The sequence below is a fragment of the Frondihabitans sp. VKM Ac-2883 genome, assembly GCF_015350875.1.
GTDB lineage: Bacteria > Actinomycetota > Actinomycetes > Actinomycetales > Microbacteriaceae > Frondihabitans.
In genome coordinates this window covers 13,446-36,730 of sequence record NZ_JADKSF010000008.1, presented here as the reverse complement: position 1 = coordinate 36,730, position 23,285 = coordinate 13,446, and the positions used below count along the sequence as shown (strand labels likewise).

Genomic DNA, 23,285 nt, shown 5'->3' with positions numbered 1-23,285 from the left:
CTTTACTCCACGCTCCCCCACCAATTCGAGTGTTTGCCCCAAAGAGGGGGTTTAGGAGAATAAAAAAGCCCACGAATACAAGGATCCGTGGGGTGGAGGAAAAGGGAGCGTTTTTGGCTCAAATGGGAGGTTTCGCCGCGCGAGATGGCGCGTTCGACGTTGTTTCGCCGCATTCTCGGCACATACGGCCATTTCGCCGCAAGTGATCGAACGCCCGAGGGCACAAAAAAGAGCCGACCCGAAGGTCGGCTCTCTCTATCGAACTGGTGTTACGCGGACGCGCTCAGCGCTCGTCGGGGTTCTGGCGGCGCTCCCACCGCTGGTTGAGGCGGTCCATCATGCTTCCACCCGAGGACCCTCTGGCACGACCGGAGCCTCCGGTGGAGGACGAGGGAGGGATCGGGGCGGGGCCCAGGTTTCCGCGGCGACGCGGCGGGGCGATTGCGAAAAGTGCACCCGCGAGGAGGAGAACGAAACCGGCTACTCCGATGAGAGGCTGACGGAAGGCGACACCGGCGACGATGACGGCGATACCCGCGAGAGCCCCGAGGATCCCGACAACAACCAGCGTGTAACTCGGGCGCCCTCGCCGCGAGTTCATCGTGGTGACGAAATCGGAGTCGTTGTTATAGAGGCTTCGCTCCATCTCTTCGAGCAGCCGCTGCTCCTGTTCGGAAAGAGGCATCTTGGTTCCCTTCAAAAGCTGTGCCCACTCACTAGAAGGGAGGGAACGGATTCCGCCTTCTGCGGTGGCCGGCTACGCCTGAGATTCACGCGTACCGACTAACTACGAATCTTACGACCGCCCCCTGTGGTTAGGCTAGGCGCGTGGCTGAGAGTACGCGGTTAGTAGACGTCGTTCAAGAGCGGATCGACACCTTCCTCGAGGGGCAGCGACCGCATCTCGCCGCCATCGGATCCGACCTCGACCCGCTCGCCCGATTCTCGGCCGACCTCCTCCACGGTGGCAAGCGCTTCCGGGCCCTCTTCTGTTACTGGGGCTGGCAGTCCGTCGCGGGTCTTGACACTGCAGACGATCCCCTCGCCCCCGCCCCCGGTGCGGACCGCCTGGCGACCGTCATCACCGCGTCGGCCGGCTTGGAGTTCTTCCACGCTGCCGCCCTGGTGCACGACGACATCATGGACAACTCGGATACCCGTCGCGGCCGCCCGGCCGCGCATCGACGTTTTGAATCTCTGCACCGCGACGAATCTTGGCTTGGTGACGCCGCCTCCTTCGGAACCAACTCGGCACTCCTCTTCGGCGATCTGCTCCTCTCCTGGAGCGACGAGCTCGTCTCCGACGCATTCGACTCGCTTCCCTCCCGCGACGCCGCGAAGGCCGCGCGGCGCGAGTTCAACCGCATGCGCACCGAGGTCACTGCGGGCCAGTACCTCGACATCCTCGAAGAAAACGCGTGGCGGAGCGTTGACGACGAGATGCTCCTGGGCCGCGCGCAGCGGGTCATCGTCTACAAGTCGGCTAAGTACTCGATCGAGGCGCCCCTCACCATTGGCGCGGCCATGGCCGGCGGAACACCCGACCAGCTCGAGGCCCTCCGCCACTTCGGACTCCCTCTCGGCATCGCCTACCAGCTCCGCGACGACCTCCTCGGCGTCTTCGGCGACCCCTCCGTCACCGGAAAACCCGCGGGCGACGATCTGCGCGAAGGAAAGCGCACGGTGCTGATAGCGACCGCTCGCGAGAACCTGCCGCCGAGCGCCGTCCGGCTTCTCGACGAGCTCCTGGGCGACGCCGAGCTCGACGACGATCAGATTGCGATGCTCCAGGCGACGATCCGCGAGTCGGGGGCCGTCGACGCCATCGAGGAGTCGATCGCCGACCAGGTGTCGAAGGCGCGACAGGCAATCGACGCTGCTCCGCTCGCGCCGAGCGCCCGGGCCCAGCTGTCGCAGCTGGCCGAGACGGTGACGGCCCGCACGGCGTAGCGCCCGGATCCTGAGCTGTCGTTTCTTCAGCACGACCACGAGACGGGCTCCGCATCGGGCGAAGCCCGGCTGTCACTCCTTCTCAGCGGCGCTGACCTACGCCTTTACAGCAAGGACTGCGCGATGCGCCGCACCTCGGCCTTGCGCCCCGCCTGCAGCGCGGCGACGGGCGATGTGCCGAGCGATTCTTCGTCGGAGAGCATCCAGTCGAGCGATTCGTCGTCGCTGAAGTGGTTGTCGTGGAGCACGGTCAGGGTGCCGCGGAGTTCGTGCATCGGCTCGCCGTCGACGATGAACAGCGCAGGGATCTTGCGGACTCCGTCGACGTAGGCGGCTACGAGCACCCGCTCGTCGAGCATTCGTCGCACGCGGCTCGCGGTCGTGCCGAGTCGGTCTGCGGCGTCGGGGAGGGTCAACCAGGTGATGTCGGAGAACCAGGGGCGCGTCGAGATGTCTGTCACTCGATAACTGTGCCACGGACTGCGTCGCGTGTTGTACTCCCCCGGTTTGGGGCCTCGATCACTCCAGTCACACCAGCCTCGTTAATTGACTTGCCTATACATGTGTGCCAGCGTTGACCTTCGACGACACGCCGACCCGGCCGACCGGCACCGCCACGATCAGGGGATCACATGACCGAGCACGACCTTCCCGTCAACCGCAGCGCCGCCTACCGCATCGGTCGCGGCATGCTGGGCACGGTTCCGATCGTGATCGCCTCGTCGATGGTGATCAGCGCGAATCTGACCGGCCCCCTCTTTCTGCACGACCAGGCTCAGCCGCAGCCCAAGAAGCCCGGTATCAGCCCGGCGCCCAAGACCACGATCGACCTCAACACCGTCGAGCACGAGCGAGCCGCGATCGAGCTGACCGCCGTCACGAGCGACGCCACCATCGAGACCGCCTCCGCTCCGACGACCTACCGGGTGAAGGCCGGAGACACCGTCTCGGCCATCGCCGGCCGCTACGGCCTGTCGACCGCCTCGGTTCTGGCTCTCAACGGCCTCAGCTGGAAGTCGACGATCTTCCCCGGCCAGACCCTCCACCTCTCGTCGAAGGCGCCGGCGAAGGCGCCCGCCAAGTCGACCGCCAAGCCCGCCTCCTCGACCGGAACGGCGTCGACCCACACCGTCGTGCGCGGCGACACCCTGTCGGCCATCGCGAGCCGCCACGGGGTCTCGACGCAGGCGCTCCTCAAGGCCAACGGTCTCGGGCTGACGAGCATCATCTACCCCGGTCAGAAGATCAGGATCCCCGGATCCTCGGGTACAGCCTCGCCCGTGGCGAGCTCCGGGTCGTCGGCATCCGGCGGCTCGGCATCGTCGTCGAGTGCCTCCTCCTACGTGATCAAGTCGGGCGACACCCTCTCGTCGATCGCGAAGAAGCACTCCACCACGGTCGAGAAGCTGCTGAAGGCCAACGGTCTCAGCTGGACCAGCACGATCTACGCCGGCAAGAAGCTCACCATCCCCGGGCGCGGAGGCAGCGTCGCCCCGGCCTCGAGCTCGCCCGCCAAGCCCATCGCCTCGAGTGGCTCGGTCTCGGCCTCCGCGCTCGACGCCGAACAGCGCGGAAACGCCCGCACGATCATCTCGGTCGGTCGCTCCCTCGGAGTGAGCGACTACGGCATCGTGATCGCTCTCTCGGCCGCCGCGCAGGAGTCGAGCCTGTACAACCTGAATCGCGGAGACCGCGACTCCGTCGGGCTGTTCCAGCAGCGCCCGAGCATGGGGTGGGGTTCGCGCGCCAAGCTGCTCGACACGGCCCACGCGACGCGACTCTTCTTCGGCGGAGCTCACAACCCCAACGCGGGCAAGACCTCCGGCCTCCTCGACGTGAGCGGCTGGTCTCGCATGACCGTCACGCAGGCCGCACAGGCAGTCCAGATCTCGGCCTACCCCACCGCGTACGCCAAGTGGGAGCGCTCAGCGCGCCTGTGGCTCGCCACTCTTTAGTCGACAGGTCGATAACGGTTTGCGCCGATCCGGTGAGCCTCTGCTCTCTCCCGGCGTGGCGTCCGTAACATTCCTCGGGTGAGTGCCAATCAAACCGACCCGATGATCGGACGTCTCATCGACGCTCGATACCAGGTCCGCTCACGCATCGCCCGCGGCGGAATGGCGACGGTCTATCTCGCCTCCGACCTGCGGCTCGAACGGCCCGTCGCCGTCAAGATCATGCACGGCCACCTCGCCGACGACGAGAACTTCAAAGAGCGGTTCATCCAGGAGGCACGCTCCGCCGCGCGTCTTGCGCATCCCAACGTCGTAAACGTCTACGACCAGGGGCAAGACGACGAGTCCGCCTACATCGTGATGGAGTACCTGCCGGGCATCACCCTCCGTGAGCTCCTCCACGACCACAAGGTCCTCACGCCCGAGCAGGCCACCGACATCCTCGAGGCCGTCCTCGCCGGTCTGGCTGCCGCTCACCGCTCCGGCATCGTGCACCGCGACCTCAAGCCTGAGAACGTGCTCCTGGCCGACGACGGCCGCATCAAGATCGGCGACTTCGGTCTGGCTCGGGCCGCCTCGGCCAACACCGCCACCGGTGCGGCCCTGCTCGGCACGATCGCCTACCTCTCCCCCGAGCTCGTCACCCGCGGCATCGCTGACACCCGCAGCGACATCTACGCTCTCGGCATCATGCTCTACGAGATGCTCACCGGCGAGCAGCCATACAAGGGCGACCAGCCTATGCAAATCGCCTATCAGCACGCGAACGACACCGTGCCGATGCCGAGTGCAGTCAACCCCCGCGTTCCCGCCGAGCTCGACGAGCTCGTCCTCTGGGCGACGGCCCGTGACCCCGATCAGCGACCGCGCGACGCCCGCGCCATGCTCGACCACCTGTTCGAGCTGCAGCGCGGCGGGGTCGAGCCCGGTGCCACCGCGATCAACCGCACGATGGTGCTGCCGCCGGCCATGGCTCCTGTGGGCCCGTCGGGGCGCGATACGGCGGGCCAGGGGCCCACCGGCGACACGCAGATCCTCTCGGGGGCGCGTCACCGCACGGGGCCGGTTCTCCCGGCGGGGTCGTCGAACGCCGACGCGTTGTCGCGGAAGGCCACTGCCCGCCGCAAGCGCGGCGTGGTGTGGCTCGTCATTCTGCTCGTACTCGCCCTCGGCGCGGGAGGAACGGCGTGGTGGTTCAGCACGGGCCCGGGCGCTCATGCCTCGGTGCCCTCGATCTCCGATGCGAGCGTCGCGAATGCGACGTCCGTGCTCGAGAGTCGCGGATTCACCGTCGCGAAGACGCGCGCAAGAACCTACGACGCCGTCATCCCCTCGGGCAAGGTCACCGGCACGAAGCCGCGCGGTGGGGCGGTCGTCGGCAAGGGCTCGACGGTGACTCTCATCGTCTCGCAGGGGCCCCGCTCGCTTCCGCTTCCCGACGTCGTCGGCTCGTCCGAGAGCGCAGCGAAGTCAAAACTCTCCTCGTCGTTCACCCTCCAGCAGTCGAACCATCGATTCGATGCGGCCGCAAAAGGCACCGTCCTGGCCATCTCGGGAAAGAACTCGGCGGGAGCGACGGTGGATCTCGGATCCGCGTCCACGTATCGAGAGAAACGACCGATCACGCTCACGGTGTCTCTCGGACCCGTGCCCGACGTGAGCGGCAAGGCCTTCTCGGACGCCATAGCGACTCTGAGCGAGGTCGGCCTGAAGGGTGTCGAGACGTCGAGCGAATACAGCGACAGCGTCTCGCAGGGCCTCGTGATCCGGCAGGGTATGGCCGGCGACGGCCCGGTCGTCGAGGGAGCGACCGTCAACCTGGTCGTCTCCAAGGGGCCAGTGCCCATCGAGGTGCCGAACGTCTCGGGCAAGACCCTGCGAAGCGCCCAGACCGAACTCGAAGGGCTCGGCCTGATCGCGTCGTACCCGACCTGCACCAACATCCTCTGCGCCGTGATCGACTGGAAGTCGACGCTGAAAGTGTCGTCGATGGAGCCGGGTGCCGGCACGACAGCGTTCAAGGGCGACACCGTCAAGCTCAGCTACAACCAGTAGGCGTAGCGACACCGGCGGCTTGCGGCGCCAGTCAGTCGCCGTCGCGCCACCGGTCAGTCGCCGTGGCGCATGGGGCTGCCACGCCGGATGCGACGAGAGTGCCCAGGTAGTCGCTGACCCGCAGGGACAGCGACCATCTGGGCACTCTCGGTAGTGCTGAATAGGACTATTCGGCTGCGGCCGACAGCTCTTCGGCGACCAGGAACGCGAGCTCGAGCGACTGCATGTGATTGAGACGCGGATCGCACAGGCTCTCGTAGCGCGTTGCGAGGGTGGCCTCGTCGATGTGCTCCGACCCGCCCAGGCACTCGGTGACGTCGTCGCCCGTGAGCTCGATGTGGATGCCGCCCGGGTGGGTGCCGACCGCACGGTGCGCCTCGAAGAACCCCTTGACCTCGTCGACGATCTCTTCGAAGCGACGCGTCTTGTAGCCCGACGGAGTCGTCATTCCATTGCCGTGCATCGGGTCGGAGACCCACAGCGGCGTGGCGTCGGCCGCCTTGATCGCTTCGAGGAGCGGCGGCAACGACTCGCGAATTTTTCCGGCGCCCATCCGCGTGATGAAAGTGAGACGACCCGGCTCGCGCTCGGGGTCGAGCTTGTCGATCAGACGCAGCATGTCGTCGGGCGTCGTGGTGGGGCCGAGCTTGACGCCGATCGGGTTGCGGACGCGCGACAGAAAGTCGACGTGAGCGCCGTCGAGGTCTCGGGTGCGCTCGCCGATCCACTGGAAGTGCGACGACAGCGCGTAGGGCGCGCCCGTCCGCGAGTCGATGCGCGTCATGGGCCGCTCGTAGTCCATCAGGAGCGCCTCGTGGCAGGTGTAGAACTCGGTGCGCCGCATCTCATCGAAGTCGGCACCGGCCGCCTCCATGAACCGGACGGCCTTGTCGATCTCGTGAGCGAGGTGCTCGTACATCGAGTTGGCCGGGTTCGATGCGAAACCCTTGTTCCAGGAGTGCACCTGGCGGAGGTCGGCGAAACCGCCCTGCGTGAAGGCGCGGATCAGGTTCAGGGTCGAGGCACTCGTGTGGTAGCCACGGACGAGGCGAGCAGGATCCGGCTGTCGCGACTCGGGCGTGAAGTCGTAGCCATTGATGATGTCGCCCCGGTAGGCCGGAAGCGTCACGCCGTCGCGGGTCTCGAAGTTGCTCGACCTGGGCTTGGCGAACTGACCGGCCATGCGGCCCATCTTGATGACCGGCACGCTCGCGCCGTAGGTCAGGACGACGGCCATCTGCAGGATCGTCTTGACCCGGTTGCGGATGTTGTCGGCGGTCGCGCCGGCGAAGGTCTCGGCGCAGTCACCGCCCTGCAAGAGGAAGGCCCGGCCGGCGGCGGCATCGGCGAGCCGATCTCGCAAGGTGTCGACCTCTCCGGCGAAGACGAGCGGAGGGTATGTGGCGATCTCGGCGGAGGCCGCCTCGACCGCGGAGGGGTCGGCCCACTCCGGCTGCTGCTTGATGGGCAGGGTGCGCCAATAATCCAGTCCGGCGATCACATCGGGATCAGCAGAAATAACTGGGTAGTCGGTCTGGAGCACTGTGTCCTCATCGCGTGGCTGAAGGTCGGCGATCGATCGATCGCGACCCTGGGAGCCTATCGCGAAAGGGCGGCTCGCCTCTCTTTGACCGACGAGGCGTAGACATCGGCGTACTCCTGGCCGGAGAGGACGTTGAGCTCGTACATGATCTCGTCCGTGATCGACCGGAGGATGAACCGGTCGCCCTCGAGACCCTCGAATCGGCTGAAGTCGAGGGGCTCGCCGAACACGACGCCGATACGGTGCAGGTGCGGCCGCTTGGATCCGGTGATCATGACCTTCTGAGTGTCGATCATCGCTACGGGGATCACCCGGACCCGGCCCTCCAGGATCATCCGCGCGACTCCCGTGCGTCCGCGGTAGAGCCGCCCGTCGGGGCTCCTGGTGCCCTCGGGATAGATGCCGAGCTGCTCGCCCCGAGCCAGCACGGCGAGCCCCGTGTTCAAGGAAGCCTCGGAGGCCTTGCCACCGGAGCGGTCGATCGAGAGTTGGCCGGTCGCGTTGAAGAAGAGTCGCGTGGCCATGCCCCGAATGCCGCGGCCTGTGAAGTAGTCGCTCTTCGCGAGGAACGAGAGCCGACGCTCGAGCACGAGCGGCAGGAAGATCGAGTCGACGAACGAGAGGTGGTTGCTCGCGAAGATCACCGGGCCCGACTCGGGAACGTTCTCTTTGCCGACGACCCAGGGTCGGAAGACCGAAAGCAGGATGGGCCGAAACAAGAACGTCTTCATGATCCAGTAGAACAACGGCGTCTCCTCCTGCCCGAACGGTCGAAGTCTATCGGGAGCACCGGTTAGAGCGCGGCGACGTGAAGACGGGCCAGATCGGCTGCCCCGACGACCCCGGCATCGTTGACGAGCTCGGCGATCACGAAGTCGGGCTCGGGATGGAAGCCCCGGGCCGGCAGGTGCGCTTCGTAGGCCTCTCGGATCGGGCCGAGCAGCAGCTCGCCCGATTGTGCGACGCCGCCGCCGAAGACGAACAGCTGGGGGTCGAGGATGACGCTCAGGGAGGCCGCCGCCTGCCCGAGCCAGGAGCCGAGCTCGCGGAGAGCCTCGAGGGCGCCCGCGTCTCCGGCGCTCATCAGCCCGGCGACGTCGTGCCCGGTCAGCACGCCGTTCTTTGCGCGGATGTCGGCCAGAGCTTTGCCTGCGGCACCCCCGCGATCGGCGACCTCGCCGGCCATCCGGAGCAGGGCGCGGCCCGAACCGTACTGCTCGATGCAACCGCGAGCACCGCAGCCGCACAGGATGCCCCCGGGGACGATGCGCATATGCCCGAGTTCGCCACCCGTGCCGAAGCCTCCGCGAAGGAGGCGGTCCTGGGTGACGATTGCGCCGCCGACGCCCGTGCCGATGGTCAACATGGTCATGTCACTCACGAGGCGCCCGGCGCCGAAGCGGAACTCCGCCCAGCCGGCCGCGTTGGCGTCGTTGTCGATCGTGATGTGCAGGTCGAGCTGGTCGTTGAGGCGCGCTCGAAGCGGCTCGTTCCGCCAGGGGATGTTCGGCGTGTAGTAGACGGTCGACTGAGCGGCGTCGATGAAGCCAGGTGCTGCGACCCCAGCGGCGACGACCTCGCCACCCGACGCCGGAGCGGCGTCCTGCAGCTCGCGGATCATCGACACGACCGCCGCGACGATCGACTCGGAGTCTCCGGCGGGAGTCGGAACCCTCCGCTCGGCAACGATGTCACCGAGTTCGGTGACCACGCCCCCCGCGATCTTGGTTCCGCCGATGTCGATTCCGATGGCCTGCACGAGCAGACACTCTACCTCCGAGCGCCACGGCGACCGGTTCGCGGACCGCAGAGCTCGGGCCGGACACGTTCCGGTCACCCCCTTCGGTACAGTGAGTCGACCCGTCACCGACCCGGGAGGAGCCACCGGTGGAGCATCACGAGACAGCAGCCGAAACGGCAGCCGCCGGAACGCTGACGCACCTTCTCTTCGAAACGGCCGAGCAGGATCCTGCGGCTCGGCTCTTCTCGATCCCCGACTCGTTCGGCGGCTGGTTCGACCTAACCGGTGCCGAGTTCGTGCTTCGGGTGCGGGCGCTGGCCAAGGGCTTCTTGGCGGCCGAGCTCCAGGTGGGCGACACCGTCGCGGTGCTCTGCTCGAACCGCTACGAGACGACCTTGATCGACTTCGCCGCGGCCGCGATCGGCGTCTCGGTCCTCCCGCTCGAGCCGGAGGCCGAGCAGGCCGAACTCGTCGCCACCCTCGAGAGCAGCCGAACCCGAGCCGTGATCGTCGAGTCGGTGCGCGACTTCGCCCGGGTTGACGAGATCCAGGGCGACCTCCCGCTCGTCTCCGACGTCTGGCAGGTCGGCCTCGCCGACCTCGACAAGCTCGCCGACCTCGGTCGCACGGTCGCCGACGAGATCCTCGACGCGCGAATCCTGATAGTCACGCCCGACACCGCTGCGGCGCTCGTCCGCGAAGCCGATCGACTCGTGGCCGTCAGCCACTCGACGATCCTCACGCGAGTGGCCGACCTCGCAGTCGCCCTCGACGGGCTCGGCGCCGTTGATGCAGACGACTCCGGGATCCTGCAGATTCTCGCTCCGACCGACCCGTTCGCTCGTCTGACGGCCACTCTCGCGGTTGCGACGTCTACCCGGCTCGGTCATCTCGCGCTGGGCCACGAGCTGATCGCCTCGCTGGCGTCGTTCCGCCCCACGCTTCTCGTCGCCCACCCCGGCACCTACGTCGAGATCGAAACGGCGACGTACGAGCGCGCCGACCAGGCCGGTCGGGGGCCCGCGCTCCGGCAGGCGCTCGACGTCGCGATCGAGTACGCCGACGCCAACGCCGAGGGCTCGGCGTCACGCGGGCTCAAGACTCGCTACGCCGTGGCCGACACACTCGTGCTGCGGGGCCTCCGCAAGACCGTGGGCGGACACATTCGTGCCGCCGTTGTGATCGGCGGGCCCATCGGCAGTAATCCGCTACTGCCTCAGCCGCTCCGCAGGGTCATCCGGGGTCTCGACGTCGTGCCGCTCGAGGTGACTCTCGTGGGCGAGAGCCTCGTCATCGTGGACGCGCAGGACGCCGATGAAGACGACGGGCCTTCTCCGGAGCGCGACGAGGCCTGAGCTCTTCGCAGCGCGCCGCCACACGTTGGCTGCGTCGCCGCATTCGGTGGGCTGGCCGGGAAGGCGCTCGTCGTTTTTCCTAATTGACTCTGGAGTCAATCAGGCTTTTTCGAAGGGTGCTTCCGGCCCGGTTCGGCTCAGAACCCGTTGATTTGGAATCGGTCCGATCAGAACCAGTCGGACTCGCGGATCTGACGCATCGCATCGCGCTTGATCTCGGGGTCGAGGCCCATCACGTAGAGCTTTCCGTCGAGGTGGTCGGTCTCGTGCTGTAGCGCCTGAGCCATCAGCCCTTCGCCCTCGAGCACGACCGGGTTGCCGTCGAGGTCGACCCCCTCGACTCGCGCCCACGGGTATCGACGGCGCGGAAAGTAGAAGTCGGGCACCGAGAGGCAGCCCTCGTCGACCAGATCGGCCTCGCCTCGCACCTCGACGAGCACCGGGTTCAGCACGTAACCGATCTCACCGTCGACGTTGTAGCTGAAGGCGCGGAGTCCGACGCCGATCTGGCAGGCAGCGACTCCGGCGCGGCCGGGCACGGTCACGGTGTCGATCAGGTCTTTCACGAGGCCGGCGAGCCCGGGGTCATCGAGCTTGACCGGGTCGGAGGGCGAGCGGAGGATCGGGTCGCCGAAAAGGCGGATGGGGCGGTCGGTCACTGCAGAATTCTCCTGGTGCTGGTGGTGCGGGGCTACTTGACGACGACGAGCAGATCGCCGGCGTCGACCTGCTGGGTGGTCGGGATCGCGAGACGCTCCACGATTCCGCCGACGGGTGTCGTGATTGCCGCCTCCATCTTCATCGCCTCGATGGTAGCGACCGGGGCGCCTGCCTCGACGCGGTCTCCCGCAGCCACCTTGAGCGTGACGACGCCCGAGAAGGGCGCGGCGATCTCGCCGGCAGCAGTGCGATCGGCCTTCTCGGTGGCACGGGCCGACACCTCGATCGACCGGTCACGGATGAACACCGGCCGCAGCTGCCCGTTAAGCGTCGTCATGACCGTGCGCACGCCCTTGTCGTCGGCCTCGCCGATCGCCTCCAGCCCGATGTAGAGGTTGACGCCCTTCGCGACCGGCACCGTGTGCTCGACACCGGGCTTGAGCCCATACAGGTAGTCGGGCGTCGAGACGACCGACAGGTCTCCGTACGAGTCGACGATGTCGCGGTGCTGCTTCGTCGGCCCCGCGAACAGCAGACGGTTCAGCGTCTCTTGGCGAACGCGGCCGGGCTCCGCGAGCAGAGCAAGATCCGAAGGATCCACGGGCTCCACACCGATCTTCACGTCGCGGCCCGCCAGCATCTTGCTCCGGAACGGCTCGGGCCACCCGCCCGGCAGGTCGCCGAGCTCACCGGCCATGAACCCGATCACGCTGTCCGGGATGTCGAACTTCGCCGGATCGCGCTCGAACTCGGCCGGATCGGCGTCTGCCGCGGCGAGCTGCAGAGCGAGGTCGCCGACCACCTTCGACGACGGCGTGACCTTTGTCGGGCGGCCGAGGATCCGATTGGCCGCGGCGTACCAGTCCTCGACCTTCTCGAACTGGTCACCCAGGCCGAGGGAGATCGCCTGTTGCCGCAGGTTCGACAGTTGCCCGCCGGGGATCTCGTGCTTGTACACCCGGCCGGTCGGGCCCGCGAGACCCGACTCGAACGGCTTGTAGACGCGCCTGACGGCCTCCCAGTACGGCTCGAGATCGCTGACGGCGTCGAGCGACAGGCCGGTGTCGCGCTCGGTGTGGGCGAGGGCGGCGACCAGCGCCGAGGCCGAGGGCTGAGACGTCGTACCGGCCATCGGCGCGCTTGCGACGTCAACGGCGTCGGCGCCCGCGCGGCTGGCGGCGAGGAGGGTCGCGAGCTGGCCGCCCGCGGTGTCGTGGGTGTGCACGTGCACCGGGAGATCGAAGCGCTCCCGGAGGGCGCCGACGAGCTTCTCAGCCGCGCCGGCTCGGAGCAGGCCCGCCATGTCTTTGATGGCGATGATGTGCGCGCCGGCCTCGACGATCTGTTCGGCGAGCCGGAGGTAGTAGTCGAGCGTGTACAGCTCTTCCGCCGGGTCGAGAAGGTCGGCGGTGTAGCAGAGCGCCACCTCGGCGACCGTCGTGCCGGTGTCGAGCACGGAGTCGATGGCCGGACGCATCTGGGAGACGTCGTTGAGGGCGTCGAAGATGCGGAAGATGTCGACACCGGTCGCCGCGGCCTCCTTGACGAAGGCGTCGGTGACCTCGACCGGGTACGGCGTGTAGCCGACCGTGTTGCGGCCGCGCAGGAGCATCTGGATGGCGATGTTGGGCAGGGCCTCCCGGAGGCTCGCCAGACGCTGCCAGGGGTCTTCGCCGAGGAACCGCAGAGCGACGTCGTAGGTCGCACCACCCCAGGCCTCCACGCTGAACAGCTCCGGCGTCATGCGCGCCACGTGGGGCGCGACGGCGAGGAGGTCTTTCGACCGGACACGAGTCGCGAGCAGAGACTGGTGGGCGTCGCGCATCGTGGTCTCGGTCACCGCGAGGGCGGTTTGAGCGCGGAGGGCCGACGCGAAGCCGACCGGGCCGAGGGTCAGCAGGCGGTGCCGGGATCCTTCGGTCGGTTCTGACCGCAGGTCGATCGACGGGAGTTTCACAGCCGGGTCGATGGCGCCCTCGCCGGGGCCGTTCGGCTTGTTGACGGTGACGTCGGCGAGCCAGGTGAGGATTTTCGTGCCGCGGTCTTTCGAGACGTGGCCCTCGAAGAGCTGGGGGCGCTCCTCGATGAAGGAGGTGCTGAGGTCGCCCGCAGCAAAGGCCGGGTCTTCGAGCACCGCCTGGAGGAACGGGATGTTCGTCGAGACGCCGCGGATGCGGAACTCGGCGAGACCGCGCTTGGCTCGCACGACGGCGGCGGGGAAGTCGCGGCCGCGGGCCGTCATCTTGGCCAGCATCGAATCGAAGTGCGGGCTGATCTGGGTGCCCGGGTTGATCGTTCCGCCGTCGAGTCGGATGCCGGCGCCGCCCGGCGAGCGGTAGGTCGTGATGCGACCCGTGTCGGGGCGGAAACCGGCGTTCGGGTCTTCGGTCGTGATGCGGCACTGGAGAGCGGCGCCGCGGAGGTGGATCTCGGGCTGGGTGAGGCCGAGCTCGTGCAGGGTCTCCCCTGCCGCGATGCGCATCTGCGAGAGCACCAGGTCGACATCGGTCACCTCTTCGGTGACGGTGTGCTCGACCTGGATGCGCGGGTTCATCTCGATGAAGACGTGCTCGCCGCGGCGCTCCCCCGCTGTGTCGAGCAGGAACTCGACGGTGCCGGCATTGACGTAGCCGATCGATCGGGCGAAGGCGATCGCATCGCGGTGCATCGCCTGGCGGGTGGTCTCGTCGAGGTTCGGTGCCGGGGCGATCTCGACGACCTTCTGGTGTCGCCGCTGCACCGAGCAGTCGCGCTCGAACAGGTGAACCGTCTCGCCGGTCGCGTCGGCGAGGATCTGCACCTCGATGTGGCGGGGGCGGACTACCGCCTGCTCGATGAACATAGTCGGGTCGCCGAAGGCGCTGTCGGCCTCGCGCATCGCCGCCTCGAGGGCGGACCGGAGGTCTTCCGGCTTGTCGACCCGGCGCATGCCGCGCCCTCCGCCGCCGGCGACGGCCTTGGCGAACACGGGGAAGCCGATCTCGTCGGCACCGATGATCAGAGCCTCGACGTCGCGACTCGCAGGCGTCGACTTCAAGACCGGTACTCCGGCCGCGATGGCCTTCTCTTTCGCGGTGACCTTGTTGCCGGCCATCTCGAGCACGTGCTGGCCCGGTCCGATGAACGTGATGCCCGCCCTCGTCGCGGCTTCGGCCAGCTCGGGGTTCTCGGACAGGAAGCCGTAGCCGGGATAAATCGCGTCGGCGCCGGACTCGACGGCCACCCGGATGATCTCGGAGACGTCGAGGTACGCGCGGACCGGATGCCCGACCTCGCCGATCTGGTAGGCCTCGTCGGCTTTGAGCCGATGCATGGAGTTGCGGTCTTCCCAGGGATACACAGCAACGGTTTTCGCACCCAGCTCGAAAGCGGCTCGGAAGGCCCGGATCGCTATCTCTCCGCGGTTTGCGACAAGGATCTTGGAGAACAAGGAGGAGCCTTTCTTCGCCGCGCCTCGCGGCCCGCTTTTAGGTGCTTCAACAGTAGTGAAGGTATCGTCTTGTTCGTGCATGTACTCAGCGTCAGCTCTCTCAAAGGCGGCGTCGGCAAGACGACCGTGACGCTCGGACTCACGTCGGCTGCCTTCGCCAAGGGTCTCCGGACCCTCGTGGTGGATCTCGACCCCCAGTCCGACGTGTCGACGGGTCTCGACATCAACGTAGCCGGGCACCTCAACGTGGCCGACGTCCTGGCCTCGCCGAAGGAGAAGACGGTCCGCGCGGCCATCGCTCCGTCGGGCTGGACGAAGGGCCGCACGGGCAAGATCGACGTGATGATCGGCAGCCCCTCGGCGATCAACTTCGACGGGCCCCACCCCTCGATCCGCGACATCTGGAAGCTCGAAGAGGCTCTCGCGAACGTCGAAGCCGACTACGACCTCGTCTTGATCGACTGCGCTCCCTCGCTGAACGCGCTCACACGGACTGCCTGGGCCGCTTCCGACCGCGTGACCGTTGTCACCGAGCCCGGCCTCTTCTCCGTCGCCGCAGCCGACCGCGCGCTCCGCGCCATCGAAGAAATCCGTCGCGGCCTCTCCCCCCGTCTTCAGCCTCTCGGCATCATCGTGAACCGCGCTCGCGTGCAGTCGCTTGAGCACCAGTTCCGCATCAAAGAGCTGCGCGACATGTTCGGGCCCCTCGTGCTCTCCCCCCAGCTGCCGGAGCGCACCTCGCTTCAGCAGGCTCAGGGAGCCGCGAAGCCGCTCCACGTGTGGCCGGGCGAGAGCGCGCAAGAGATGGCGCGCAACTTCGACCAGCTGCTCGAGCGCATCATGCGCACGGCGAAGATCGGCGACTACGCCGAGCCTGCCGTTCAGCGCTAGCGCCTCGGGCCTCGCGCTCGCGCGCCGAGACCTCCAAAAAGACCGCCTGGCAGCTCGCCGGGCGGTCTTTTTTGAGGTCTTGCGCTAGGAGGCGCGAGTTCTTCTTGCTGCGAGTTCGTCGGCGGGGTCGGCGGCCGGCGTCGAGTCGAGCTCGACAAGGCTGTTCTCGACCTCACGCAGCACCTTGCCGACGGCGATGCCGAAGACGCCCTGACCGCGCGAGACGAGGTCGATGACCTCGTCGTTCGACGTGCACAGGTACACGGAGGCACCGTCGCTCATGAGGGTGGTCTGTGCAAGGTCATTGACGCCCGACTCGCGGAGCTGGTTGACCGCGGTGCGGATCTGCTGCAGGGAGATGCCGGTGTCGAGGAGCCTCTTGACGAGTTTCAGCACCAGGATGTCGCGGAATCCGTAGAGACGCTGCGTGCCGGATCCTGCCGCTCCGCGGACGGTCGGTTCGACGAGACCGGTGCGAGCCCAGTAGTCGAGTTGACGGTAGCTGATGCCGGCGGCGCGAGCGGCGGCGGTGCCGCGGTAGCCGTGGTCGTCTTCGAGCTCGATCATGCCGTCGGTGAAGAGGAGCTCTTCGCCGTACGACGAGCGGGGCGCTGATGCCTGGTGCGGCGCGTCGCCGAGGGACTCCTCGGGGGAACCTGACTCACTCATTAAGCGCCTTCCAACTTTAAGGTTCAACATCGGGTTGATGGTTGTACCGAGGTCAACCGTAGCGACAACCCCGACCCGACCGGGCCACATCCGCTCCGACACAACGGCGTGTCTTCGGATTGGCTCGAACCCGAACGAAGTCTAAGCGTCGAGGCGGCCGAGCGCCGAGCGAATGAGCGAAGTGCGGACGATCTCGAGCTGCTCGGAGATCTCGCGGGCCATCTCGGCCACGCGGGCGCGACCCGCCGCATCGCGGCGTCTGGCCGTCGGTGCGACAGCGCTCTCGATAAGACCCATCTCACGCTCGGCGGCCGCTCGGAACGGCCGGAGGTGCCGCGGTTCGATACCGGTTTTAGCCAGTTCGACGAGCGCGGTCATGACCTTGACGTGATCGTCGCCGTAGTAGTCGGCGGCCGGAAGAAGGGAGGTCTGGACGGCGTCGTCGACGAGAGCCGCGGAGGCACCCGACTCGGCGATCAGCTCGTCGCGACCGAGTCGGCGACCGCCTGAAAGCATCGACGTTGGTGCCGCACCGGTGGGCAGAGACAGCGGGCGACCGGCATCGAGGTCGTCGAGGTGCTGACGGATGACCTTCAGCGGAAGGTAGTGGTCTCGCTGCAGACCCAGGATGAAACGCAGCCGCTCGACATCGTCGCCCGAAAATTTGCGGTAACCGGACTCGGTGCGAACCGGAGTGACCAGCTGGCGCTCTTCAAGAAAGCGGAGCTTGGAGTTCGACAGATCAGGAAAATCGGGCTTCAGACGGGCCAGCACCTGACCGATCGTCAATAGGTCGGAGGAGCCCGGAGCCGAGACCGCCCGAGCCAGTGCGCGGGGCACTACCTCGTCGCCAGGTTCGCGAGATCGACTCGAGATGCGTAGAAGGTGAGGCGGAACTTGCCGACCTGGACCTCGGCGCCATCGCTGAGGAGGGCCTCGTCGATGCGAACGCCGTCGAAGTAGGTGCCGTTGAGCGAACCAAGGTCTTTGACGCTGAACGACGTGCCGTGACGGTGGAACTCGGCGTGCTTGCGACTGACGGTGACGTCGTCGAGGAAGATGCCCGCATCGGGGTGACGACCGGCGACGGTGACGTCGGCGTCGAGGAGGAACCGCGCACCGATGTTCGGCCCACGGCGGACCACGAGAAGCGCTGAGCCCGACGGGAGGGACGAAACCGCCTCGCGCTCGTCGGACGAGACGCCCCCTTCGAGCGCGGCGAGCTGGGCTTGGAACTCCTCATTGAAGCTGAGGGTCGTGTCTACCTCTCGACGCTGATCGTGCGCGTCGTTCGGTGGGGTGGCTGACTCTGCCATCGTGGACCTCCTGTGGCCACCAAGCGTAGCGGAATCGTTACGCGCCTTCAGCACCCAATTCACGGGTTGGGCTCCAAGGCTCTTATTGCGCTCTTCACCACTGCCACTCAGAGTCGTCATAGGGATTTCCATGCATGGGCGCATTGGATGAATGCACGTCACCACCCCGCCCCAGGAAGGCAATCATGACCGACAGCAGCAAGAACGACAGCGGCAACACCACTCCCGGTGCACCTGGAACCCCCGAATCCCACGGCACCGGCGACGACCAGAACGTAACCAACGAGCAGAACCAGGCGACCGAGCCCCTCGCAGCGACGCCGGGCGACGACGCCCCGACCGTCGAGGCTCCGACCGTCGAGGCTCCGAGGGCGCACACGCTTCCGTACCGCACCGGACCGACGCCCGCTCACTTCGTCAGCGAGGCGCACCCGACCCAGTCGGCGACACCAGGATCCGAGTGGGCCGAGATGGGCCACGACAGTTACGCCACGCAGAACCAGGGTGGCTCCCCCGCCGGCCCGTACGCACAGTCGCCGTACGGCACCGGACCGGTGCCCCCGGCGTTCCAGAACCCGAAGCGACGCCCGAAGCGCTGGATGACGATCGCCGGCGCCGCAGCCGCCGGTGTGATCATCGCCGGAGCCGCCGGCGGCGGTGCCTACGCCATCGGTCACTCGACCGGCGAGAAGGCGGCCGATGCGGCCGGTCAGAGCCAGACCCTGCAGCTGCCGGGCGGTTCGAGCGGCTCCGGTTCGAGCGGCAGCGACTCCTCGGGCGGTTTCGGCGCCTACGGCTTCGGCCAGGGCAACGGGACCGACGGATCCTCTGGTTCCGATGGTTCGAGCGGAACCGGCACCACCCCGAGCGACGCCACCAGCGCCTCCGCGACCGAGAAGCAGGGTGTCGTCACCATCGTGTCGACGCTCGACTACAACGAGTCGTCGAAGTCGGCCGGCACCGGCATGGTCATGACCAGCGACGGTGAGATCCTCACCAACAACCACGTCGTGCAGGGTGCCACCAGCATCCAGGTGACCGTTGTCTCGACTGGCAAGACGTACACGGCCAAGGTGGTCGGCACCGATGCCACGAACGACGTCGCCGTGCTCAAGCTCGAAGACGCCAGCGGGCTGCAGACGGTCTCGTTCGGGGAGAACGACACCGTCGCCGCGGGTGACACCGTGCACTCGACCGGCAACGCCGAGGGCACCGGAAGCCTCGTCACGGCTAAGGGCACCGTGCTCGCCACCGACCAGTCGATCACCGTGCAGAGCGAATCGGGCTCCGGCACCGAGTCGCTGAAGAACCTCATCGAGGTCAGCGCCGACGTGGTCTCGGGTGACTCCGGCGGGCCGCTGCGCAACGCCGACGGCGACGTCATTGGCATCATCACGGCCGCGTCGTCGGGCACCTCCGACACGACCGGGTACGCGATCCCGATCTCGAGCGCGCTGTCGATCGCCAGCAACATCCTCGACGGTAACGAGTCGGGCACGATCCAGATCGGGCTCCCGGCGTTCCTGGGCGCGCAGATCTCGTCGACGGGTACCGGATCGGGGACGGGCACCGGCACGACCGGCTCGGGTGTCACCATCGCGGGCACCGTCTCGGGCAGCGCCGCCGCCAAGGCGGGTCTCGTCGCCGGAGACACGATCACCGCGATCGACTCCAAGGCCGTCACCGACGCCGACTCGCTCACATCCACCATCCAGTCGTACAACCCGGGCGACTCGGTCAAGGTGACCTACACCGACGCCAACGGCGCCAGCAAGACCGTCACCGTGACGCTCGGTGAGGGCCCCGCCGCCTGACCCCCGCGTCGCTCCGAGGCCGCTCTCCCTGCCGGGAGGGCGGCCTCGTGTTGTGTGTTGGGGTCGATGCCGCAACTCCGCTCCTGCTCCTGCTCGCGAGACTCCCCAATGTGCCCATGCGGGCGGCCGCCATGGGCCATTTGCGGAGTCTCGCGGCGATGCTCGCGGGCAGCGGCGGTGAAACCAGCGGCGAACTGGCTAACCCGCATCCTCATGAGCGTGAGGCACCCCCGGATGGCCAAATAACCCCCGAATGCCGGGGTCGATCTGGCCAGGCAGGGGTGCGTCAGCGACGTTGGGCCCGGGCCCGGGCCCAAGGGCAGGGCTAGGGCAGCAGGTCGAGCAGGGCGCGGGGGCCCATAACAGCGGCACCGAGGGCCTCGACACGCACGGCGAGGCCGCGATCGGCGGTGACGACGACGGTGCGCGCCGAGCCGACAGCACGAGCGGCCTCGGCGACGATAGCGGAATCGCCGTCTGAGGCGGCCCGGAGAATGCGGAAAGCGGGGTTGGCCGGCGGATCCTCGAGGTCTTTCGCCTGCCCTTCGACAACGACGACGACCGACGGCCAGCGGACGGCGACCGAGTCGTCGTCGGCCACCGAAGCCGCAGGGAGTCCGTCAGACGTGAGCGCGGACAGCCGCCCGACCAGGCGAGACGTGGCCCCGGCGCGATCCTTCCACCAGCCGTCTGGGGTGGATCCGACGACGTTCGCGGCATCGACGACGAGCGTCAGCCGCGACGAGAGCAGGGGCCGAAGCCGAGCCCACGACGACGCGAAGCCGGGGTGCAGGGGCAGATCGTCGACGGAGTCGATCGGCACCCACTCGAGCGCCTCGCTCTCGCCGTCGCCGATGACCGGCTCGAACGGGACGACGGCCTCGGCCACGACCGTCGTGTACGACCAGAAGCCCAGGTCGACCACCGAGGTGAACAGGAGCCGAAGCGCCGACGCCGGAACGCTCGCCTCCTCTGCGCTCTCGCGCAGGGCACCGTCGACAGCGGATTCGTCGAACGCCCTCGCCCCGCCGGGGATACCCCAGGTGCCACCGAAGTGGCTCCATTCGACGCGGTGCTGAAGGAGAACGCGACCGGACGCATCGACGATCAGCAAACCGGCCGCACCGGCCTTGCCCCAGAATTTACGGCCGTCGGGCGCTACGACCCAACCGTCGGCGGGTCCGTGGATGCTCACGACACGAGCTTGCCACGTTCCGGGAGAGGCAGAAGCCGCCCGAAGCCTCCCGCTCCCGTGGTCTTAGAAGAGCGGACGGACAAACAGCTGAAACAGGATGCCGAGCGCCCCGAAACCGGCGAGGCCGAAACCCCAGAGAGCGCGACGGCGGCCGAACGGGCCTTTGCCCCGAGCGTCCAGCTCGTGCGCACGGCGGAGCGCGAGCACGCAGAACACCGCCGCGACGACTGTCGGCACGAAGTAGAAGTCGAGGAAGATGGCGACGATCCCGGCGACGAAGCCGATCACGGCGAAAACGTTGGTGAGCTCGGGATCGCGGGGAGTCGGCGCCACCGACAGACCAGGATCCGACGCGTCGACCTTCGCCCCCGCGGCCTGCGCGAACTGTCGGCGCAGCCTCTCGGCACGCAGCGTCATCGACGTCACGGGCCGGGCGGGCTTGCTGGCGAGCTCGTCGTCGGCGTCTGGCACGGATCCTCCTGGTTCGCCCTCCAGGCTACCCGTCGCTCCACCGGGTGATTGTGCTGGATCTGATGATGCGGCTCGCTTCACACCAGCAGATCGGGGCCACTCACCGGACCGTGGCGGTGCCGAAGAGCCGAGGGCGGAGCGTTGCGAGCCAGAGGCGGATCAGACGAATCGCACGGCCTGCTGGAGTCGGTCCCGCAGCTCGAACACGTCGACGCGGTCGGTGCTCTCGCCGCCGGTGAGAGCGCCACGGAGCACATGCGGGAGCACGGACCGTCGCACGAGGAACGTCGAGTTGCGCCGACCCTTGCCCGCCGGTTCGATCGGGTCGTCGAGAGCCTCGTCGGGCACGACGATGAGCTGCGCCGTGAAGGGCACCCGGCTCGACTTCTCGAAGGCCCGCGCACTGCGGGTGAGAGTTCGCACCGGCTGCTCCCCCGCCACCAGGTTGGCCGTCTCGACCTCCCCCTTGACGAGTCGCACCGACGAACCCCAGTCTTCGGAGTTGATCGCATAGAGGCCCGTAGGGGCGAGAACGATGTGGTCGAGCTCGGGCTCGCGCCCGCAGGCGACATTGCTCCAGATCGTGTAAGCGATGCCCAGGTCGACGACAGCGGTCGCGGTGGTCTCTTCGGCAACGGCCTTCGCCAGGATCCTGCGGATCTCTGAGGGGGCCGACCGCACGAGCACCGGATCGTACGGATCGTCGAGCGGCTCTCCTCGGCCGACCCACTCGCGTATCAGCTCGAGGAACCTCACGCGCTCCTGGCCGCCCGGGTGCCCGAAGGCGCGGGCACGCGGCTTCGACTCGGCGCGCGGTCGCGGGGGTCGCGGAGCCCAGGTGTGGCCGGAGCCCTCGGATGACGCCGACGAGCGAGGTCGCGCGGTGCCGTTGTCGTAGCGAGCCCGGTCTTCGGGAGTGCCGATGCGCTCCCAGGCGATCTGCACCTGCCGGAACCGCTCGGGGGTGCCGCCGAGGTCGGGATGCGTCTCGCGGGCCAGGCGCCGGTAGGCCTTGCGGAGGTCGTCTTGACTGCTGCTCGCGTGGACGCCGAGAACCTCGTACGGGGTGGCGGCGGCGGGGCTGTCAGACATGAGTATCGAGAGAATACCGGGCGGTCGCTGGTAACCATCGGCGCGCAGCCCGGGAGTCTGCCAACACCGAGGATCCGGCCCGACGTCAGCGCGGCCCACCGATCTCTCGTTAGGCTCGTTCCGTGACTGACGACGACCTCACTCCCCCGGCGAAGCGCAACGTCAAGGCTCTGACGGCATTCCTCGCCGACCTCGAGCAGGGCGACGCCGTCGTCGCGACCTTCTCGACCGAGCGGTACGGCGTGTTCGCCGTGCGGGGCTCGGTCATGTATTCGACGTCGCTCGCCGGCTCGACGCTCGGCAGCCACCCGCTCGACTCGAACAAGAAGCCGCAGCGCACCCTTCAGCTGCTGCGCACGTACCACTCGGCCGAACGCGCAGCGGCGGAAGAGGCACTGCCGACCTCGCCACCCGCGGTGGGCGACACCGTGGCGCACGGGGCGCTGCTGCGCGTCACGTTCGCGGAACCCGCCTACGGGGTGTTCGACATCGCCGGTGTCGCCGTGCACTCGACCGTCGATGACAGCGTGCTGGTCGGATCGTGGATGGTGTCGACGGGCGGAGTGGTGTCAGACCGGGTGCGGGCCGTCGAAGTGCTCGCCGAGGCCGGCGGCCACGAACTCGCCGTTCCCCGCGAGATCACGACGTGGGGCACCGAAGCGACCGCTGAGGTCTAGCGCTGGGCAGTGGCCCGCTGAGAGCGCTGCGCTCGCTCGGCCGCCCGACGGCGACGCCGGGCCTGGAAAGAGGCGATGACCGCCTTGACCTTGCGCTGTACCCACATGTTGAACCGGTGGGCGGCAGGGAACTCGGTGCCGAGCAGCGCCAGGCCGAGAAAGACGACGAGCCAGCCCGGACCGGGAAGCGGGATCAGGATCAGCCCGATGATCACAACGGTGACCCCGAGCACGCCGATGAGGATCTTGTAGGCGAGACGAAGGCGCGGGTAGAGGTTGAGGCGCGCGCGAAAGAGGCGACCCCGCTTCGCCACCTTCGAGTTGCGAAGTCGGTGGTGGTGCGCGGGGTGGTTCTCCTCGTGCATCGACATTCGGGGATCGTACCGATCCTGCGTGGGAACAACCGGCACGCCGGGTGAACAGCGCCTGTGCGCGAGACGGGCGAACGCCGACCCGAGGGTCTAGGCAGGA

21 protein-coding genes are annotated in these 23,285 nt (G+C 67.8%); 7 read left to right on the top strand and 14 right to left on the bottom strand.

Going from position 1 to position 23,285, the window contains the following annotated elements; translation table 11 throughout:
* Positions 1 to 283: 283 nt before the first annotated feature.
* Positions 284 to 685: a DUF3040 domain-containing protein gene (locus ITJ49_RS14330; RefSeq protein ID WP_194606289.1), complete on the bottom strand. Its 402-nt coding sequence runs from the start codon at positions 683 to 685 to the stop codon at positions 284 to 286.
* Positions 686 to 828: 143 nt separating this feature from the next.
* On the opposite strand from ITJ49_RS14330, the gene ITJ49_RS14325 reads away from it, so the two are divergent.
* A complete protein-coding gene (locus ITJ49_RS14325; protein ID WP_194606288.1) occupies positions 829 to 1,950 on the top strand; it encodes a polyprenyl synthetase family protein in 1,122 nt (373 codons plus the stop codon).
* Positions 1,951 to 2,054: 104 nt separating this feature from the next.
* Here ITJ49_RS14325 and ITJ49_RS14320 read toward each other — a convergent pair whose 3' ends face one another.
* Positions 2,055 to 2,411 (bottom strand): Rv2175c family DNA-binding protein, encoded by a 357-nt coding sequence (locus tag ITJ49_RS14320; protein ID WP_370544534.1) that lies wholly within the window; start codon positions 2,409 to 2,411, stop codon positions 2,055 to 2,057.
* Between the two features lie 171 nt (positions 2,412 to 2,582).
* On the opposite strand from ITJ49_RS14320, the gene ITJ49_RS14315 reads away from it, so the two are divergent.
* Both ITJ49_RS14315 and pknB read left to right on the top strand, forming a co-directional pair.
* Entirely contained in the window at positions 2,583 to 3,905 is a 1,323-nt protein-coding gene (locus ITJ49_RS14315) for a LysM peptidoglycan-binding domain-containing protein (RefSeq protein ID WP_194606287.1), read from the top strand.
* A gap of 78 nt (positions 3,906 to 3,983) precedes the next feature.
* A complete protein-coding gene (gene pknB / locus ITJ49_RS14310) occupies positions 3,984 to 5,960 on the top strand; it encodes a Stk1 family PASTA domain-containing Ser/Thr kinase (protein ID WP_194606286.1) in 1,977 nt (658 codons plus the stop codon).
* Positions 5,961 to 6,126: 166 nt separating this feature from the next.
* On the opposite strand, the gene ITJ49_RS14305 is transcribed toward pknB, so the two are convergent.
* The 3 genes from ITJ49_RS14305 to ITJ49_RS14295 all read right to left on the bottom strand — a co-directional run bounded on the left by ITJ49_RS14305 (position 6,127) and on the right by ITJ49_RS14295 (position 9,262).
* Positions 6,127 to 7,461, bottom strand: a complete 1,335-nt coding sequence (locus ITJ49_RS14305; RefSeq protein ID WP_194606369.1) for a class II 3-deoxy-7-phosphoheptulonate synthase — start codon at positions 7,459 to 7,461, stop codon at positions 6,127 to 6,129.
* Positions 7,462 to 7,559: 98 nt separating this feature from the next.
* A complete protein-coding gene (locus ITJ49_RS14300) occupies positions 7,560 to 8,249 on the bottom strand; it encodes a 1-acyl-sn-glycerol-3-phosphate acyltransferase (RefSeq protein ID WP_055957495.1) in 690 nt (229 codons plus the stop codon).
* Positions 8,250 to 8,296: 47 nt separating this feature from the next.
* Entirely contained in the window at positions 8,297 to 9,262 is a 966-nt protein-coding gene (locus ITJ49_RS14295) for an ROK family glucokinase (protein WP_194606285.1), read from the bottom strand.
* A 128-nt stretch (positions 9,263 to 9,390) separates the two neighbouring features.
* Between ITJ49_RS14295 and ITJ49_RS14290 the strand changes: the two genes are divergently transcribed.
* Complete coding sequence (locus ITJ49_RS14290) at positions 9,391 to 10,599, top strand: AMP-binding protein (protein WP_194606284.1); 1,209 nt, start codon at positions 9,391 to 9,393, stop codon at positions 10,597 to 10,599.
* Between the two features lie 167 nt (positions 10,600 to 10,766).
* On the opposite strand, the gene ITJ49_RS14285 is transcribed toward ITJ49_RS14290, so the two are convergent.
* Together ITJ49_RS14285 and ITJ49_RS14280 are read right to left on the bottom strand one after the other, a co-directional pair.
* On the bottom strand, positions 10,767 to 11,258 hold the full coding sequence (locus ITJ49_RS14285; protein ID WP_055957485.1) for a peptide deformylase: 492 nt from the start codon (positions 11,256 to 11,258) through the stop codon (positions 10,767 to 10,769).
* A 32-nt stretch (positions 11,259 to 11,290) separates the two neighbouring features.
* Complete coding sequence (locus ITJ49_RS14280) at positions 11,291 to 14,689, bottom strand: pyruvate carboxylase (protein WP_194606283.1); 3,399 nt, start codon at positions 14,687 to 14,689, stop codon at positions 11,291 to 11,293.
* Positions 14,690 to 14,764: 75 nt separating this feature from the next.
* Here ITJ49_RS14280 and ITJ49_RS14275 point away from each other — a divergent pair, with 75 nt between their 5' ends.
* The gene (locus ITJ49_RS14275; protein ID WP_055961752.1) at positions 14,765 to 15,580 is read left to right on the top strand and encodes a ParA family protein; all 816 of its coding nucleotides are present in this window, start codon (positions 14,765 to 14,767) and stop codon (positions 15,578 to 15,580) included.
* An 84-nt stretch (positions 15,581 to 15,664) separates the two neighbouring features.
* Here ITJ49_RS14275 and ITJ49_RS14270 read toward each other — a convergent pair whose 3' ends face one another.
* From ITJ49_RS14270 to ITJ49_RS14260, 3 genes are all read right to left on the bottom strand, one after another.
* On the bottom strand, positions 15,665 to 16,147 hold the full coding sequence (locus ITJ49_RS14270; protein ID WP_123944210.1) for a MerR family transcriptional regulator: 483 nt from the start codon (positions 16,145 to 16,147) through the stop codon (positions 15,665 to 15,667).
* 243 nt (positions 16,148 to 16,390) lie between these two features.
* The gene (locus ITJ49_RS14265; RefSeq protein WP_055957478.1) at positions 16,391 to 17,089 is read right to left on the bottom strand and encodes a MerR family transcriptional regulator; all 699 of its coding nucleotides are present in this window, start codon (positions 17,087 to 17,089) and stop codon (positions 16,391 to 16,393) included.
* Positions 17,089 to 17,565, bottom strand: coding sequence for an FHA domain-containing protein (locus tag ITJ49_RS14260; protein ID WP_194606282.1), 477 nt, complete (start codon positions 17,563 to 17,565; stop codon positions 17,089 to 17,091). Before ITJ49_RS14260 ends, ITJ49_RS14265 begins: the two co-directional genes overlap by 1 nt.
* Positions 17,566 to 17,750: 185 nt before the next feature.
* Here ITJ49_RS14260 and ITJ49_RS14255 point away from each other — a divergent pair, with 185 nt between their 5' ends.
* Positions 17,751 to 19,379 (top strand): S1C family serine protease, encoded by a 1,629-nt coding sequence (locus ITJ49_RS14255; RefSeq protein ID WP_228514531.1) that lies wholly within the window; start codon positions 17,751 to 17,753, stop codon positions 19,377 to 19,379.
* 325 nt (positions 19,380 to 19,704) lie between these two features.
* Here the strand turns inward: ITJ49_RS14255 and ITJ49_RS14250 are convergent, their stop codons facing one another.
* The 3 genes from ITJ49_RS14250 to ITJ49_RS14240 form a co-directional block, all read right to left on the bottom strand.
* A complete protein-coding gene (locus ITJ49_RS14250; protein ID WP_194606281.1) occupies positions 19,705 to 20,574 on the bottom strand; it encodes an NUDIX domain-containing protein in 870 nt (289 codons plus the stop codon).
* 63 nt (positions 20,575 to 20,637) lie between these two features.
* Positions 20,638 to 21,045 carry a hypothetical protein gene (locus ITJ49_RS14245; RefSeq protein ID WP_194606280.1) on the bottom strand — a complete coding sequence of 136 codons (408 nt, stop codon included), beginning with the start codon at positions 21,043 to 21,045 and terminating at the stop codon, positions 20,638 to 20,640.
* A gap of 159 nt (positions 21,046 to 21,204) precedes the next feature.
* The gene (locus ITJ49_RS14240) at positions 21,205 to 22,137 is read right to left on the bottom strand and encodes a J domain-containing protein (protein WP_194606279.1); all 933 of its coding nucleotides are present in this window, start codon (positions 22,135 to 22,137) and stop codon (positions 21,205 to 21,207) included.
* 122 nt (positions 22,138 to 22,259) lie between these two features.
* Here ITJ49_RS14240 and ITJ49_RS14235 point away from each other — a divergent pair, with 122 nt between their 5' ends.
* On the top strand, positions 22,260 to 22,814 hold the full coding sequence (locus tag ITJ49_RS14235) for a hypothetical protein (RefSeq protein WP_194606278.1): 555 nt from the start codon (positions 22,260 to 22,262) through the stop codon (positions 22,812 to 22,814).
* On the opposite strand, the gene ITJ49_RS14230 is transcribed toward ITJ49_RS14235, so the two are convergent.
* The gene (locus tag ITJ49_RS14230; RefSeq protein ID WP_199726209.1) at positions 22,811 to 23,185 is read right to left on the bottom strand and encodes a TIGR02611 family protein; all 375 of its coding nucleotides are present in this window, start codon (positions 23,183 to 23,185) and stop codon (positions 22,811 to 22,813) included. The genes ITJ49_RS14235 and ITJ49_RS14230 overlap by 4 nt on opposite strands.
* Between the last annotated feature and the right edge of the window lie 100 nt (positions 23,186 to 23,285).

Excerpts from the sequence above, each read along its gene's own strand:
- ITJ49_RS14315 (WP_194606287.1), top strand. The coding sequence starts at position 2,583 with ATGACCGAGCACGACCTTCCCGTCAACCGCAGCGCCGCCTACCGCATC.
- ITJ49_RS14255 (WP_228514531.1), top strand. The coding sequence starts at position 17,751 with ATGACCGACAGCAGCAAGAACGACAGCGGCAACACCACTCCCGGTGCA.
- ITJ49_RS14270 (WP_123944210.1), bottom strand. The coding sequence starts at position 16,147 with ATGATCGAGCTCGAAGACGACCACGGCTACCGCGGCACCGCCGCCGCT.
- ITJ49_RS14260 (WP_194606282.1), bottom strand. The coding sequence starts at position 17,565 with ATGGCAGAGTCAGCCACCCCACCGAACGACGCGCACGATCAGCGTCGA.
- ITJ49_RS14240 (WP_194606279.1), bottom strand. The coding sequence starts at position 22,137 with ATGTCTGACAGCCCCGCCGCCGCCACCCCGTACGAGGTTCTCGGCGTC.
- ITJ49_RS14330 (WP_194606289.1), bottom strand. The coding sequence starts at position 685 with ATGCCTCTTTCCGAACAGGAGCAGCGGCTGCTCGAAGAGATGGAGCGA.
- ITJ49_RS14230 (WP_199726209.1), bottom strand. The coding sequence starts at position 23,185 with ATGTCGATGCACGAGGAGAACCACCCCGCGCACCACCACCGACTTCGC.